A 14,813-nucleotide genomic window follows, 5' to 3' on the forward strand; every position below is an offset into this window, starting at 1 on the left:
CGATGAAGATCGGATCGGAAAGTCCGGTGCCGATGGCCCCCGGACTCGATCTCGGGACGGTCGCCGGCGCGCCGCCCAGCTGCCCGAGCGACCGGGCGAAGACGAGACCACGATACCGGCGCCTACCGGGTGGCGCACGTACCCGGATCCAGCAGTTATGTCGAACTCGAGACGGCACGGGCCGGTGTGCCGCACATCCCGGTCGTGCACCCCGGCACTAGGTCCCTCTGACGAAAGTGCGCGTGACGCGCTCGCCGCCGCGCCACGCGAAGCGCAGGCGTCGACGGCGAGGCGGAGGGACCGCGTGCCGAGTGTCAGGAACCTGTGCGGCTACGCATGGCGTCGATGGCCGCGATGATGCCCCTCCTGTCGTAGCTGCTGGTGGGCAGCGTGGCGCCGTGGGCGTGGCGGACGATGCCGTCGCGGTCGACGAGGATGCTGCCGGACTGCTGCATCGAACCGAAGACTTTGCGGGTCAGGCCGACCGACTCGTGCGGGGTTCCCGCCGAGCCGACCAGCACAGGGAACGGGATGCCGTGGTCGGTCTTCCACGCGAGCCCGGCGTCGCGGCCCTCGGGTATCGCGATGAGGACACGGATGTCGTCGACGTCGAACTCGTTCCGGCGCGCGACGAGGTCACGAACATGCCGGTTGCAGATCGGGCACGAGGTCGACCGCATGAAATACAGCAGCGCGCCGTGCGCGCCACGGTGGTCGGACAGACGCCAAGCCTGCCCGGCGGTGTCTTCGAGTTCCAGTTCCGGCGCTGGCGATCCGGAGGTGAGCATGGCGGGACTTCCCTTCGATTCAGGAGGGCGGAGTTGTTCTCGGGAGTGGCGGCCGCGGACGATCCGGCGGCGGCCGAGGTCATGGATGGTGGCCGAGGCTGTTCCGGATCGCGGCGCGTGCGCGGTGCAGCTGCGATTTCATCGCCGCGACGCTCAGGCCGAGCATGTCGGCTGTCGTCCGTCCGGGGTAACCCAGCACATCGCGCATGATCAGGACGCTGCGCTGGAGATCGGGCAACGCGGCGATGGCGTGGGCGAGCTCGTCGGCGTCGAGCCTGCGCAAGACCTCGTCCTCGGCGGAGGCGACGGCGTCTTCGGCGGCTACAGCGGTCTCCGGCCTGCTGACGAGCAGGTATCGGGCCCGGCGCAGGCATTCGTTGCGGACTATGCGGAACATCCACGACGCGAGGGCCGTGGTGGCGCGCAGCGTCCCGATCTTGCGATACAGGGTGATCAGTGCCTCTTGGGCGGCCTCTTCGGCGTCGTCGGAGGACGCGCACAAGTGGTACGCGAAGCGCCGCACGTGCGGATGAGCGCCGTACACGATCGCGGAGATCGCTTCCTCGTCACCACGCTTGGCCGCCGCCACGAGCTGTTCACCAGCCCATCCGCGTTCCACTCCATCCACCTCCCCGGCAGTCCGGCGCGGTGGTTGGCGAGTGCGCCGCGGGTAGGACCGCACCGACCTGGAGCGCGGTCCTTCGTCTCGGTTCGATTGTCACGACCATAAGAGCGTCCCCGGCCGAGAAAGGATTCGAACCAAGTCGCGGCGCCGCTCGGCGACGAACGGGATGAGCACACGCACGGCGGTCCCGTCGGTGCAGCCGGTCGGAAACACCGAGGTGGCCGCGTACTCGGCGACCCGCTGTTGTGAGCACGGCCGGTCGAGCGCACCCTGTGATTTCACGAGGGACAGCGTGTCAGGCGTCGGGGGCGACGGCGAATTCCGGCCGGAGCGGCGTTCGAGGGATACCGTCGGCGCTATGGACAAGGCGACGGCATTCCACGATCTGCACCATCGCTCGATCCCGCTGGTGCTGCCGAACGCGTGGGACTTCGCGTCGGCGGCCGTGCTGGCCGCCGAGGGGTTCCCGGCGATCGGCACCACCAGCCTCGGCGTCGCGGCCGCCGCGGGCGTGCCCGACGGCACCGGCGTCACCGGCGCGGAGACCCTTGCGCTGGCACGGCGGCTCTCGCGGCTCGCCGTGCCGGTGACCGTCGACATCGAGAGCGGCTTCAGTGACGAGCCGGGCGAGGTCGCGGAGTTCGTGGCCGAGCTCGACGCGCTCGGCATCGCTGGCGTCAACATCGAGGACGGGCGGGCCGACGCCGAACTGGCCGACCCCGAACACCAGGCCACGCTGATCGCCGCGATCAAGGAGCGCACGCCCGCGGTGTTCGTCAACGCCCGGGTCGACACGCACTGGCTGGGCATCGACCCCGAGTCCACGCTGGAGCGAGCCGACCGGTACGCGCGGGCGGGCGCCGACGGGCTCTTCGTCCCCGGGCTCACCGAACAGGACGCGATCCGGCGGGTGGTCGAGTCCGTGCCGCTGCCGGTCAACATCCTCTACGCCGTCGGCGGCCCCACGGTCGCCGAGCTCGCGGCGCTCGGCGTGCGGCGGATCAGCACCGGCTCCCTGCTCTACCGGGCGGCGCTGGCGGCGGCCGTCGACGTGGCGGACGCGGTGCGCGCGGGACGACCGGTCGCCGCGGGCATCCCGAGCTATCGCGACATTCAGGCCAACTCGCTGCCGTGAGGTGGTGTGCGAACCAATACCGACGGCGGTCGCCGCTCTGTCGATAAAGATGCCCGGCTGGGTTCGGCCTCGGATCGCCGAGGGTCGCTTCTGCGAGATTGCTTGCACCGCAACGTACTCGGCTCGTATCGACGCCCGCCCGCCGGAGTCGGCACAGCCGCGGCCGTTGCCATGAGCCTGCCGTCCACCGGCGCCGTGGGCCGACACAATCGCGCCCGCGCGGGGCGGTCGCAGGTTGTCGGTGCCGGAACACCGCTGACCGGCATCGCGCCGAAACCGACTCCTGTCCCGCTGTGGTCCGCACCGAAATCCACACTCCCCCAACGGCACTCGCCGACGCGAATATCGGCTTCGGCGAAATACCGCTCGCGCCAGGAGATCAGCGCCGATTCACTCGGCGGAAGCCGACCGAATCGAGGAGTCGTGCGCGCTCACATCCCGGCGATCACGACGACCCGACACGATGCCGACCACCCTTCACTGATGCGCGTACATATAAATCTGTGACCCCACTCTCTTTCCGCGACCGCCCGAATCCTCCGGAGGTGCTGTCGAGGCGTAAATGTGGATCTACCTGGCGTTTCATCGCAATTCCTGCGCGCCGATCGGGGGCCGACAGACCCCGCAACAACCCCAAATCTCGCAAATCGTTCCGCTGAACGAGACCGTTACCACATTTATTCTGTGATCCGAACCACATTTTCGTTTGAGAAACACACCGGCGCGATTACCCATTTCACCGGCCTCAACTGCGCGAATGCCGACTCGCACGACCGAGCGTTCTGGCAATTCGGACGTTATTGCCACGTGATCTGCCGAGATTTATTCGTTATCGTCGGTGACGGCCCGATCGAACGCGACGGGCTCGAGCTCGAACCGCCGAACACCGGCAACCCTGTCCCGCGGTTCGAGACCCCCGACATCCACTGGGGACAGGGACTCGACCGATCGCTGGTCGAGCCGGCGGGCGCAGTCAGGAAACCCATATGTCTCAGACCCGCAAGTTCAGCACCCGTGTCGCCGGCCTCACCGTCGCCCTCGGCGCCCTCGTTGCCGTCCCGTTCGGTCTGGCCACGGCCACCGCTTCCGCCTCCGGCCACAACTGGGACGCTGTCGCTCAGTGCGAGAGCAGCGGCAACTGGTCGACCGACACCGGTAACGGCTTCTCCGGCGGCCTGCAGTTCACCGACAGCACCTGGGCCGCCAACGGTGGCACCGGCTCCGCGGCCGACGCGAGCCGCGAGGAGCAGATCCGCGTCGCCGAGAACGTGCTCGCCACGCAGGGCCCCGGCGCTTGGCCGGTCTGCGGCTCCTACCTCTGAGCGTAACGCCGACTTCGACGGCCCTGTCACCCGCCCCGGGTGACAGGGCCGTCGCGTTATTTGCGCACCACGCGCTCGCCCTCGCCCGGTTTCCAGATCGTGATGGCGAGCTGGTCGTCGGTGATCTCCACGCACGACGCACCCGTGATGTCGGCGACATAGAAATGGTCGAACTCTTGGCCCCGGATATCGAAGCCGCTCTCCTCGAACAGGTTCTGCGCGAACCGCGCGTGGAGTTCGCGGTCCGGCAGGTCGGTGACGGCGCCGAACAGTTTCGCGTCGCCGTCACCGACCATCGTGTCCACCGTCGCGGTGTGCAGGCAGAACCGAGGATCGCGGGCGAGGTCCTTGAACTTGGTCGTGCCCGGCATGCCGACGATGACCAGCATGCCCTCGAAGATCCTCGGCTCAACGGGACTGATTCGCGGCGATCCGTCGGCGCGGAGCGTGGCAAGCATGCACAGGTTGCCGGTCGCTTTGTGGCGGCGGCTGAAGACGGTCGAGATCTTCGGCGCTTCTTCGGTGAACTGGGTCCAAAAGGTCATGCCGGGGACGCTACGCCGAAAACCTGACAGATCGCGTCAAGGTTTCCGGCTAGTCTTCTGCACATGCGAGCGAGTCGACTGGTGCAGCTGTTGTTGCTGCTGCAGACCAGGGGCCGGGTCTCCGCGCCCGAGCTGGCGGCCGAGCTCGAGGTGTCGGTCCGGACGGTGTACCGCGACGTCGAGGCGCTCTCCGCGGCGGGCGTCCCCGTGTACAGCGAGCCGGGCCGTGGCGGCGGCGTCCGGCTCGTCGACGGCTACCGGACCCGGCTGACCGGCCTGACCTCGGAGGAAGCCGACGCGGTCCTACTGGCCGGGCTACCCGACGCCGCCGCCGACCTCGGTCTCGGCACCGTGCTGGCCACCGCACAGCTCAAAGTGCTCGCGGCGCTGCCGCCCGAACTGCGCGGCAGGGCGACCAGGATCGCCGAACGGGTGCACATCGACGCGCCGGGCTGGTTCCACCGCCCCGAGGAGACGCCGACCTTGGCGAACATCGCCGACGCGCTGTGGCACGACCGCAGGCTGGACGTCCGCTACGGACGCAAGGACGGCGAGGTGCGCCGGATCCTCGACCCGCTCGGCCTGGTGTCCAAGGCGGGCACCTGGTATCTCGTGGCCCGCCAAGGCGCCGACATTCGCTCCTACCGGGTGAGCCGTATCCTCGATGCCGCACCGACCGGCGAATTCTTCAGCAGGCCAGGCGATTTCGAGCTGGCAACGCACTGGGCCGCGGCGCAGCACGAGTTCGCGCGGTCGATGCTGCGGGTCCGGGCGCGCTGCCGGATCGACGCGAGGCACGTGCGCCTGCTGCGGCTCGGCTTCGAACCCGCCGCGGTCGCCGAGGCGCTTGCCTCGATGAGCGAGCCGGACGCCGCGGGCTGGGTGATCGTCACGCTGGCCGCCGAGTCGTTCCCGGTCCTGGCGCACGGGATCCTGCCGCTCGGCGAGCACGCCGAGATCCTCGACCCACCCGAGCTGCGCGCCCAGCTCGCACGTACCGCGGCGGCGATGGCGGACCGCTACGGCCAGCGCGGATCCAGCGGTGCGATACAGAGCTGACCGGCGCGGCACAACACAGCACAGAGCTGACCGGCACAGCGCGCGGCTCGAACCAGCACAGCACAGGTCTGACCGGGCACCCAGCCCTGACCGCGCAGCGAAGCCGCGCAGTGCGAATACGGCACAGCGCCGATGTAGCGGATCAGCGCACGTCACGGAAGAAGGCGCGCACGTCAGCGGTCAGCAGATCCGGCGCCTCCATAGCCGGGAAGTGACCGCCGCGGTCGAACACGGTTCAACGCACGACAGCGCAGCTCTGACCGGGCGGCGCAGAGCTGGCTGGCGCAGCGCGAATCCGATACAGCGCCGATGGAACGGATCAGCGCACGTCACGGAAGAAGGCGCGCACGTCAGCGGTCAGCAGATCCGGCGCCTCCATAGCCGCGAAGTGACCGCCGCGGTCGAACTCGGTCCAGCGCACGATATTGTGCTGCTCCTCTGCGATCGCGCGGATCGACAAGTCGCCGGGGAAGATCGCCGCGGCGGTCGGGATGCCGGAGTTCTTCGCCGCGCTGCCCCACGCCTCGCCCTCGCCGTACAGCCGGATCGAGGAGGCGAAGGTCTTGGTGAACCAGTAGAGGCTGACGTTGGTGAGCAGCGCGTCGCGGTCTACCGCGTCCTCGGGCAGCTCGATGGCCGGGTTGGTCCAGCGCTGGAACATGTCCACGATCCAGGACAACAGGCCCGCGGGCGAATCGTGCATGCCGATGGCCAGGGTCTGCGGGCGGCCCGCCTGCACCATCGCGTAGCCGAAGCGGGTGAAGCTCGCCTCGCCGGTCAGCTGCGCCAGCTTCGCCTGATCCTCGGGGCTGTACCCGGACTGCTCGGCGCCCCAGGACGCACCGCGGCCCGCCTCCCAGGATTGATCGCCGCCCGCGGTCTTCGCACCACCCCACGACTGCTCGCCACCCTCGCCGCCTGACTGCGAGCCCGCCTCATCGCCCGCCGCCGAGGATTCACCGCCCCACGACCGAGCGTCCACACCGCCGCCCACACCGCCGTCGCCGCCCGCACCCTTCACACTGCCCGACGACTGGTCACCGCCCTCGCCCCAGGACAGCGCGCCCTCGTCACCGCCCGCACCGCCGTCACCGCCCGCGCTCTTTTTATCGCTCGCCGGTTGGTCGTTGCCGACGCCCCACGATGGCGCGCCGACTTCACCGCCCGCCGCCGAGGATTCACCACCCCAGGACTCGCCGCCTTCTCCGCCCCACGACTCGGCGTCCCACGAAGGCATCGTGATCGGTCCGTTGACGTGGATGCCCACGACATGCTCGGTCGCGATGCGGCCGAGTTCGGTCGAGACGAAGTACCCCGCGTCACCACCCTGCGCGCCGTACCGGTCGTAGCCGAGGCGCGCCATCAGCTTCGCGACCACCTGCGCGTAATGCTCGGTGGATCCCTCCCCCACCTTCGGCCCGACGCCGGAGAAGGCGAAGCCGGGCAGCGACGGGACGACCAGGTGGAACGCGTCGGCGGGGTCGCCGCCGTGCGCGCGCGGATCGCTGAGCGGGCCGAGGACGTCGAGGAATTCGACGAAGGTTGCCGGCCACCCGTGGCTGAGCACCAGCGGCAGCGCGTCCGGCTCGGGCGAACGCACGTGCAGGAAGTGCACTTGCTCGCCGTCGATCTCGGTGACGAACTGCGGCAGCTCGTTGAGCCTCGCCTCGACGGCGCGCCAGTCGTAGCCGGTGCGCCAGTACTCGGCCAGCGGCTTCAGGTAGGAGACCGGCATGCCCTTGTCCCAGCCGACGCCGGGCAGCTCCTCGGGCCACAGGGTGTCGGCCAAGCGGGTGTGCAGCTGGTCGAGCTGTGCCTGCGGGATCTCGATGCGGAAGGGGCGGATGTCCTGTTCGGTCGTCATGCGAGTCACGCTAGGAGCTGCTTAGGACAGTTCCATTCCTAAGTTGCTGGCATTCTTTCCTCATGTTGGAGACCTCGGCGCGGCTGCTCAAATTGCTCGCGCTGTTGCAGACCCACCGCGACTGGACCGGCGCCGAACTTGCCGAGCGGCTCGGCGTCACCGGTCGCACGGTTCGCCGCGACGTGGACCGGCTGCGCGAACTCGGCTATCCCGTGCACGCCACGCGCGGAACGGCGGGTTACCGGCTGGGCGCGGGCGCGTCGCTGCCGCCGCTGCTGCTCGACGACGAGGAGGCCATTGCCGTGGCGGTCGGGCTGCGCGGCGCCTCCGACGGGACGGTCGCGGGTATCGAGGAGGCGGCGCTGCGCGCGCTGTCCAAGTTGGAGCAGGTGCTGCCGCCGCGGCTGCGCCACCGCGTGCGCACCTTGCGCGCCGCCACCGTCCGGGTCGGCGCGCCCGCGATGACGGTCGAACCCGACACCCTTATGGCCGTCGCCGACGCCTGTCAGCGCAGGGAGCGGCTGCGCTTCGACTATCGCGCACACGACGGGTCGACGGGGCCGCGAGAAGTGGAACCGTACAGTCTGGTGCATTTCAGCCGCCACTGGTATCTGGTCGCCTGGGACGTGGCTCGCGCCGACTGGCGCACTTTCCGGGTGGATCGGCTGACTCCGCGCACCCCCACCGGCCCGCGCTTCACGCCGCGCGAACTGCCGGAAGGCGATGCGGCGGCCTATCTTTCGATGCGGCTGTCCGACCGCGCCTGGCCTTGGCGCGCGACCGTGTTGTTGCACGCCTCGGCCGAGGACGCCGGTCCCCGAATCTGGCCGGGCATGGGTGTCGTCGAGGCCGTGGACGAACACCGCTGCCGCCTGCACGTCGGCGCGGACACCCCGGAGGCGCTGACCTGGATGATCACTTCCGTCGATCACGACTTCACCTTGCTCGACGGCCCGCCCGAGCTGGTCACCGCCTTGCGCGCCCAAGCGGCGCGATGCACGGCGGCGCTGCGCGACTTTCCCGCCTGAGCAACTCCCGGAGTCATCCGGTCCAGTCCAGGGTCGGACTACACGTCTCGACGCCGACGGCGGTGTTGCCAAGATTCTGGTGGACTACCCCGACGGCGCGGCGCTCCACCAGTTGATCAGCCCCCCAGCAGATTTCGATCCCGACAAGGGCTGCGCCTCCTTCGAGCGCTGTTGTCTTGACGCGTGTGGTCAGAAGAAGGTGTGCACCAAGTCGATCACGCTCGGGCGTGCGGCGTCCGCGTCGTCGACGACCGGGATCAGGCGCCACTTGTCGAACGCCGTGCACGGATGGGAGAGACCGAGCCGCACCACCGAGCCGACCGGCAGGTCGTCGGCAGTGCCGCCGGGCAGGTGCACGAAGGCGTGCTGATCGTTGAGCGCGGTGACTGTCGCGCAGGGCGGCGCGGTACCGGTAACACGTTGCGGCACCGGAAGACCCAGATCGAACGGCAGGTCGCGCTTGCCCGCGTCGAGCAGCGCGAGCTCCGGCTCCGGGCGGGAGACGGTGCGGGCCCACACGTGCATGGCCGAGCGCAGCGGCCGGTCGGCGCGGTCGGTGGCAAGCGGGGAGATTCCCGCGTAGAAACCGTCGTCGTGGATCAGGTAGGCGCCGGAACGCAGCACCACCGTGGTCGGAACGCCTTGTGCCCCTTGCTCGTCCGCGAGCCCTGCCAAATACTCGACGACCAGGTCCTGGTAGGCGCTGCCGCCCGCGGTGACGATCGCGCGCGCCGCGTAGCGTCCGCCGTCCGCGAACGCACGATGCAGCCGGGCGAGCTCGTCGAGGTAGCGGCGGATCGTGGTGATGCCCTCCGCACCGCGATCGTGGGCCAGCGCAGCCTCGTAGCCCCCGACACCGGCGAGTGCCAAGCGGCGCGACCGCTGAACCGCGTCGGCGACCGCGACCGCGTCCGCGCCGGTGCGCGCTCCCGTGCGTCCGTGCGGACCGCCGAGCTCGACGACAACCGGAACACGGACGCCGTCCGGCTCGCCCGCCAGTATCTCGTCCATCAGCGCCACGGCGGCGACGTCGTCCACCCAACAGTAGAACTCGAAACCCGGGTCGCGCGCCAACTCGCCTGCCACCCAACGCAATCCGACGGGATCGACCAGCGAGTTCGCGAGCACGACACATGACACCCCGAACGCGCGCGCCAGCTGCACCTGCCAGACGGTGGCCAGCGTGATGCCCCAGCAGCCGCCCGCCAGCTGCTCCGACCACAGCTGCGGCGCCATGGTGGTCTTGCCGTGCGGGGCCAGCCGCACACCCGCCGCTCGCGCCCAGTCGCCCATGACGGACAGGTTGGTCGTCAGCGCCGCCCGATCCAGGGTCAGCATCGGTGTTTCGAAGCCATCGAGGAACGGCTCGGTCGCCAGGAACTCGCGGACGGTGCGCCCCCACGCGGCGGGCGGCAGCCCCTTGTGCTCCGGCCCGAGTACCCGATCGGACAGTGCGGCAACGGCTTTCTCGTCGATCGCCACGGTGTTCCTTTCCGCGAACCCGCGCCGTCGCGAATCCGCCGTGTTCGGAGCTGTGCTGCGCGGCCGCACCGTCGGCGGCCGCACGAGGCGACGCCGGTCGGATCCGCGCACCTCGCCTCGTCGCCGGACAGCCTCGCGCCGCGGTTCTTCGCGCGGACTGTTCGAGGTCGTCCAGACAGAGGCGGCTCCAGAGCCTCAGCGCCCTTTCGGCGACCCGAGTTACCTATCCCGAGTTTCGCAGCGCCGTGGCCAGGCCGTTCATCGTCAGCAAGATGCCGCGTTTGACCAGCTCCGAGTCGTCGCCCGCGCGCAGCCTGCGCAACAGCTCGACCTGCATCTGGTTCAACGGCTCCAGGTACGGGAAGCGGTTGTGGATCGACTCCGCCAGCGACCGGTTGTCCGCGAGCAGTTCGTCGTAGCCGGTGATGGCGGCGTGCATGCGCAGGGTCCTGGCGTGCTCGTCACGGATCATGCGGAAGATCTGTTCGCGCAGCGCGACGTCGTCGACCAACTCGGCGTAGCGCGCGGCGATGTCGAGATCGCTCTTGGCCATCACCTGCGCCAGATTCGACAGCACCGTCCGGAAGAACGGCCAGCGCCGGTACAGGTCCGACAGCGTCGCCAGCCGGTCCGGATCGCCGCCGACCCACTCCTCCAGCGCGGTCCCGGTGCCGTACCAGCCGGGCAGCATCACCCTGGCCTGGCTCCAGGACATCACCCAGGGGATGGCGCGCAGGTCGGCCACCGAGTTGGTGGGCTTGCGGGAGGCGGGCCTGCTGCCGATGTTGAGGTCGCCGACCTCCGCGACGGGCGTCGACTGCCGGAAGTACTCGACGAAGCCCGGCGTCTCGTGCACCAGCCGCGAGTACGCGGCGCGCGCCCGCCCCGCGAGATCGTCCATCAGCTCGTAGGACGGCTCGGCGTCGGCTCCGAGTCCCTCGACGTCCAACAGCGTCGACTCCAGGGTGCCCGCGATGAGCGACTCCAGATTGCGATGCGCCGCACCGTGTTCGGCGTACTTGGCGGCGATCACCTCGCCCTGCTCGGTGAGCCGCAGCGAGCCGTGCACCGCGCCCGCGGGCTGGGCGAGGATGGCGTCGTAGCTGCGGCCGCCGCCGCGGCCGACGGTGCCGCCGCGACCGTGGAAGAGCCGCAACCGAATTCCCGCCTTGCGGGCCACGTCCACCAGGTCCAGCTCCGCGCGGTACAGCGCCCAGTTCGCGGCCAGATACCCGCCGTCCTTGTTGGAATCGGAGTAGCCGAGCATGACCTCCTGCCGCATTCCCTTGGCGGCCACCAGCTCTCGGTACACCGGCACCTCGAGCGCCGCGGCGAGCGTGTCCGCGCCCGCCCGCAGATCCTCGATGGTCTCGAACAGCGGGACGATGTTCACCGAGCAGTGCGACGGGCCGTCCGGCTCGCCGGGATCGAGCAGGCCGCCCTCCTTCAGCAACAACGCCGCCTCCAGCATGTCGCTGACCGAGGTGCACATGCTGATGATGTAGTTCGGCACGGCCTCCGCGCCGAAGGTGTCGACGACGTCCTTGGCGGCCCGCACGATGGCGACCTCGCCGGCGGCCAGGTCGCTCAACCGGGCGTGCGGGCCGAGCAGCGGCCGCCGGGTGCGCAACTCGGCGGCGAGCAGGTCGACCCGCTCGTGCTCCGGCAGGCTCCGATAGTCGGCGTGCACGCCCGCCCAGGCGAGCAACTCCGCGACGACCTGCTCGTGCACCTCCGAGTTCTGCCGCATGTCCAGGCCCTGGAGGTGGAAGCCGAAGGTCTCGACGGCGTGGCGCAGGGCCGCGAGCCGGTCGTCGGCGAGCAGGCTGTCGCCGGTGGCCCGCATCGAGGCGTCGATGGCGTCCAGGTCGTCGAGCAGGGCGCGCGGTGTGGGGTACGGCGAGGCGTCGGTGTCCGCGATCCCGTCGGCGGGCGGCGCGCCGAGCCCGGCGGTCGCCGTGGCCGTCAGGCGGGCCCGAATGGCATGCAGCGCACGGCGATACGGTTCGTCGGCATGGGGGGCCGGATCCGGATAGCCCGCCTCCGCGAGCGCCGCCACCTCCGGGGTCACCTGGACCAGGCGCGCGGACTGCGCCAGCGTCTTCTCCAGTTCGACCAGGTCACGCAGGTAGCGGCCGAACGCCACCGCCGAGGCCTGCGCGGCCGCGTGCCGGACGACGTCCGCGGTGACGTAGGGGTTGCCGTCCCGGTCACCGCCGATCCAGGAGCCGGGCCGCAGGATCGGGCGGTTCAGCAGGTCGGCGCCCGGCCAGCGGGAGCGCAGCGCGGCGCGCACCTCGGCATTGATCGCGGGGATCACGTCGAGCAGGGTCAGCTCGTAGTAGCGCAGGCCGACGGCGATTTCGTCCTGAATCCGCAAGCGCGCCAATCGGATCAGGGCCGTGCGCCACAGGGAGAGCACCTGGCGGCGGATGCGCAGCTCCAGGTCGGCGCGCTCCGGCTCGGTCTCGGCGTAGCGCTGGCGGCGGCGCATCAGCTCGGTGATCTTGGTCTGGCTGTCGAAGACGGTGCGGCGGCGAGTCTCGGTGGGGTGCGCGGTGATCACCGGCGAGACCAGCGCGTCGGTCAGCAGGTCGGCGACCTCCGCGCGGTTCAACGCGGCGGCGTCCAGCTTGCGGTAGGTGGCGGCCAGCGAGGAGTCCTGCGGCGGTTCCCCTGCGCCCGTGTGCACGGCGCGGCGGCGATCGCGCTGGATGTCCTCGGCCAGATTGGCCAGCAGCACGAAATAGGTGAAGGCTCGGATCAGCGGCAGCGCCACCGCGATGTCCACCCCTCGCAGCATCTCCGCGACGGCGCTGCGCCCGACCTCCTCGCGCCGCACCCGGAACGCCTCGATGCGCACCCGCTCGATCAGGTCGAAGACCTCGGGGCCCTCGTGGTCGCGGATGGTGTCGCCGAGTACGCCACCCAGGAACCGGATGTCGTCGCGCAGCGGCCGGGTCGCGTCCTGTTCGGTCTCGATCCGCGGTTCGGTCATGGCATCGACCCTACTGCCGGGACCGGCCGGACAGCGGTACGAAGGTGCCCGGATCACAGTCACCCGGGCCACCGACGGCGGGCGGCCGAGAGGGGAGACACCGCGGGATCGCCCCGGTAGCCTGGGCGGCACGACGGCGCCGAACCCGAGGGATTCTGATGGCCGATCAGCCCCCGAGCACTCCCGCCCGGCTCAGCCTCAGCGGCCGGGTCACCCACTTCGGCTCCACCAGGTTGAACGCGCTCAGCAGGCTTCAGGGCCGCCTGCACAGCAGGCTCTACGCTCGATTCGGCGGCACCCGGTTCGGCAAGTGGCTGGGGCGGCCGGTGTTCCAGCTGACCATGCCGGGACGCAAGACCGGCGAACCGCGGTCCGTCGTGTTGATGTACGTCCCGGACGGTGACGATCTGCTGGTCAGCGGCTCGTTCGGCGGCCACCCGAAGCCGCCGAGCTGGTGGCGCAATATGGTCGCGGCGGGCGGCGGCCAAGCGCGGTTCGGCCACGAGTCCTGGCCGGTGACCGCGCGGGTGGTAACCGATGAGGACGAGTACGCGGCGCGCTGGCGGGTGCTGGTGGCGCACGTTCCGGACTTCGCCACCTACCAGGCGCTCAGTTCGCGACGGATGCCGATCGCGGTGCTCACCCGCGCTGCAGAGTAACCCGGATCGCCTGGTGTGGGATGGCGAGGACGGGCAGGCGGGCAAGCACTGGGACAGTGGTCGAGCTGGCGCGTCAGCGTGGCGTGCCAGTCGATGCCGTATGGCCGGAAGGCGCCGCACGGAGCGGCTAGAGCGAGCGGATCACCCGCGCCGGGTTGCCCGCCGCGAATACGCCGTCGGGCAGGTCGCGGGTCACCACGCTGCCCGCACCCACCACCGTGTTCGTGCCGACCGTGACGCCGGGGCAGACGATGACGCCGCCGCCGAACCACGCATTGTCGCCGATCGCGATCGGCGCCGCGGACTCCCAGCGCTGCCGACGCGCCTCGTGATCGGTCATCGGGTGCAGGGCGGTGAGCAGCTGGCAGCGCGGCCCGATGGAGACGTCGTCGCCGATGGTGATGGGAGCGCAGTCGAGCAGAATCGCGTCGTAGTTGAGGAAGCTGTTGGCGCCGATCTCGATGAGATAGCCGTAGTCGCACTGGAATCGGGGCATGATCCAGGACCCGTCTCCCAGTTTGCCGAGCAACTGCCGCAGCACCTGCTCGCGCCGCTCGGTCTCCTCGGGACCGGTCCGGTTGAACGCGTCGCACAGCGACTGCGCGCGCCGCCGCTCGGCCACCAGTTCCGGATCGCTGTCCTTGTACAACTCCCCGCGCAGCATCCGCTGCTTGTGCTCGCCCACCCGGACCACGCTAGCCCAGCGGCGCGTCCGGCGACTCAGCCGACTTCGCGCGCCGTCAGGTGCGGCGCCGAAAGACGGTGCAGCAGCACCTGTTCCAGCAGACCGACCAGCACCTCCTTGACCGAATCACGCTGCCGCGCATCGCATTCCAGGATCGGAATCCAGTCGTCGAGCCCCAGCGCCTCGCGCACCTCGTCGAGCTCGAAGCGCGGGCCGTGCTCGAAACGGTTCACCACGACGACGAACGGGGTGCCGTGCTCCTCGAAGTAGTCCAGCACCGGATAGCAGTCCTCGACACGGTCGGTGTCCAGCACGATCACCGCGCCGAGCGCGCCGTCCACCAGGTCGTCCCACAGGAACACGAAGCGGTCCTGGCCCGGCGTGCCGAACAGGTACAGGATGAGCGAGCTGTCCAGCGTGATACGGCCGAAGTCGAGCGCCACGGTGGTCTGCGTCTTGTCCGTGCGGTGGCCGGGATCGTCGACGCCGACCGCCACCTCGGTCATCGCGGCTTCGGTGACCAACGGCTCGATCTCGGAGATGGCCCCGATGAAGGTGGTCTTACCGACGCCGAAGCCGCCGCTGACGACGATCTTCACCGACGAAGGCATCGCCGGGTCGGC

Annotated in this window: 14 protein-coding genes; 5 read left to right on the plus strand and 9 right to left on the minus strand. The window is 70.1% G+C overall.

What is annotated here, in order from left to right:
* Nucleotides 1-314: 314 nt before the first annotated feature.
* From AB0H50_RS14735 to AB0H50_RS14745, 3 genes are all read right to left on the minus strand, one after another.
* Nucleotides 315-788 carry a peroxiredoxin family protein gene (locus tag AB0H50_RS14735; protein ID WP_357451711.1) on the minus strand — a complete coding sequence of 158 codons (474 nt, stop codon included), beginning with the start codon at nt 786-788 and terminating at the stop codon, nt 315-317.
* A gap of 79 nt (nt 789-867) precedes the next feature.
* The gene (locus tag AB0H50_RS14740; RefSeq protein WP_357451714.1) at nt 868-1,407 is read right to left on the minus strand and encodes an RNA polymerase sigma factor; all 540 of its coding nucleotides are present in this window, start codon (nt 1,405-1,407) and stop codon (nt 868-870) included.
* Nucleotides 1,408-1,506: 99 nt separating this feature from the next.
* Nucleotides 1,507-1,695, minus strand: coding sequence for a hypothetical protein (locus AB0H50_RS14745; RefSeq protein ID WP_357451717.1), 189 nt, complete (start codon nt 1,693-1,695; stop codon nt 1,507-1,509).
* Nucleotides 1,696-1,771: 76 nt separating this feature from the next.
* On the opposite strand from AB0H50_RS14745, the gene AB0H50_RS14750 reads away from it, so the two are divergent.
* Together AB0H50_RS14750 and AB0H50_RS14755 are read left to right on the plus strand one after the other, a co-directional pair.
* The gene (locus tag AB0H50_RS14750) at nt 1,772-2,548 is read left to right on the plus strand and encodes an isocitrate lyase/phosphoenolpyruvate mutase family protein (protein ID WP_357451720.1); all 777 of its coding nucleotides are present in this window, start codon (nt 1,772-1,774) and stop codon (nt 2,546-2,548) included.
* A gap of 986 nt (nt 2,549-3,534) precedes the next feature.
* On the plus strand, nt 3,535-3,870 hold the full coding sequence (locus AB0H50_RS14755; protein ID WP_357451723.1) for a transglycosylase family protein: 336 nt from the start codon (nt 3,535-3,537) through the stop codon (nt 3,868-3,870).
* Between the two features lie 56 nt (nt 3,871-3,926).
* Here the strand turns inward: AB0H50_RS14755 and AB0H50_RS14760 are convergent, their stop codons facing one another.
* Complete coding sequence (locus AB0H50_RS14760; protein WP_357451725.1) at nt 3,927-4,415, minus strand: pyridoxamine 5'-phosphate oxidase family protein; 489 nt, start codon at nt 4,413-4,415, stop codon at nt 3,927-3,929.
* A gap of 63 nt (nt 4,416-4,478) precedes the next feature.
* On the opposite strand from AB0H50_RS14760, the gene AB0H50_RS14765 reads away from it, so the two are divergent.
* On the plus strand, nt 4,479-5,474 hold the full coding sequence (locus AB0H50_RS14765) for a YafY family protein (RefSeq protein ID WP_357451728.1): 996 nt from the start codon (nt 4,479-4,481) through the stop codon (nt 5,472-5,474).
* A gap of 319 nt (nt 5,475-5,793) precedes the next feature.
* Here the strand turns inward: AB0H50_RS14765 and AB0H50_RS14770 are convergent, their stop codons facing one another.
* A complete protein-coding gene (locus AB0H50_RS14770) occupies nt 5,794-7,338 on the minus strand; it encodes an epoxide hydrolase (RefSeq protein ID WP_357451731.1) in 1,545 nt (514 codons plus the stop codon).
* A 62-nt stretch (nt 7,339-7,400) separates the two neighbouring features.
* On the opposite strand from AB0H50_RS14770, the gene AB0H50_RS14775 reads away from it, so the two are divergent.
* A complete protein-coding gene (locus tag AB0H50_RS14775; RefSeq protein WP_357451734.1) occupies nt 7,401-8,366 on the plus strand; it encodes a WYL domain-containing protein in 966 nt (321 codons plus the stop codon).
* A gap of 189 nt (nt 8,367-8,555) precedes the next feature.
* Here the strand turns inward: AB0H50_RS14775 and AB0H50_RS14780 are convergent, their stop codons facing one another.
* Nucleotides 8,556-9,848, minus strand: a complete 1,293-nt coding sequence (locus tag AB0H50_RS14780) for an amino acid deaminase (RefSeq protein WP_357451737.1) — start codon at nt 9,846-9,848, stop codon at nt 8,556-8,558.
* A 223-nt stretch (nt 9,849-10,071) separates the two neighbouring features.
* Nucleotides 10,072-12,846 (minus strand): phosphoenolpyruvate carboxylase, encoded by a 2,775-nt coding sequence (gene ppc, locus AB0H50_RS14785; RefSeq protein WP_357451740.1) that lies wholly within the window; start codon nt 12,844-12,846, stop codon nt 10,072-10,074.
* Between the two features lie 158 nt (nt 12,847-13,004).
* On the opposite strand from ppc, the gene AB0H50_RS14790 reads away from it, so the two are divergent.
* On the plus strand, nt 13,005-13,505 hold the full coding sequence (locus AB0H50_RS14790; protein ID WP_357451743.1) for a nitroreductase/quinone reductase family protein: 501 nt from the start codon (nt 13,005-13,007) through the stop codon (nt 13,503-13,505).
* 127 nt (nt 13,506-13,632) lie between these two features.
* Here the strand turns inward: AB0H50_RS14790 and AB0H50_RS14795 are convergent, their stop codons facing one another.
* Together AB0H50_RS14795 and AB0H50_RS14800 are read right to left on the minus strand one after the other, a co-directional pair.
* A complete protein-coding gene (locus tag AB0H50_RS14795; protein ID WP_357451746.1) occupies nt 13,633-14,190 on the minus strand; it encodes a sugar O-acetyltransferase in 558 nt (185 codons plus the stop codon).
* A gap of 35 nt (nt 14,191-14,225) precedes the next feature.
* Entirely contained in the window at nt 14,226-14,801 is a 576-nt protein-coding gene (locus AB0H50_RS14800) for an ATP/GTP-binding protein (protein ID WP_357453371.1), read from the minus strand.
* Between the last annotated feature and the right edge of the window lie 12 nt (nt 14,802-14,813).

This window comes from Nocardia sp. NPDC050793 (genome assembly GCF_040654065.1).
GTDB lineage: Bacteria > Actinomycetota > Actinomycetes > Mycobacteriales > Mycobacteriaceae > Nocardia.

Excerpts from the sequence above, each read along its gene's own strand:
- AB0H50_RS14735 (WP_357451711.1), bottom strand. The coding sequence starts at position 788 with ATGCTCACCTCCGGATCGCCAGCGCCGGAACTGGAACTCGAAGACACC.
- AB0H50_RS14750 (WP_357451720.1), top strand. The coding sequence starts at position 1,772 with ATGGACAAGGCGACGGCATTCCACGATCTGCACCATCGCTCGATCCCG.
- AB0H50_RS14755 (WP_357451723.1), top strand. The coding sequence starts at position 3,535 with ATGTCTCAGACCCGCAAGTTCAGCACCCGTGTCGCCGGCCTCACCGTC.
- AB0H50_RS14760 (WP_357451725.1), bottom strand. The coding sequence starts at position 4,415 with ATGACCTTTTGGACCCAGTTCACCGAAGAAGCGCCGAAGATCTCGACC.
- AB0H50_RS14765 (WP_357451728.1), top strand. The coding sequence starts at position 4,479 with ATGCGAGCGAGTCGACTGGTGCAGCTGTTGTTGCTGCTGCAGACCAGG.
- AB0H50_RS14770 (WP_357451731.1), bottom strand. The coding sequence starts at position 7,338 with ATGACGACCGAACAGGACATCCGCCCCTTCCGCATCGAGATCCCGCAG.
- AB0H50_RS14775 (WP_357451734.1), top strand. The coding sequence starts at position 7,401 with ATGTTGGAGACCTCGGCGCGGCTGCTCAAATTGCTCGCGCTGTTGCAG.
- ppc (WP_357451740.1), bottom strand. The coding sequence starts at position 12,846 with ATGACCGAACCGCGGATCGAGACCGAACAGGACGCGACCCGGCCGCTG.
- AB0H50_RS14790 (WP_357451743.1), top strand. The coding sequence starts at position 13,005 with ATGGCCGATCAGCCCCCGAGCACTCCCGCCCGGCTCAGCCTCAGCGGC.
- AB0H50_RS14800 (WP_357453371.1), bottom strand. The coding sequence starts at position 14,801 with ATGCCTTCGTCGGTGAAGATCGTCGTCAGCGGCGGCTTCGGCGTCGGT.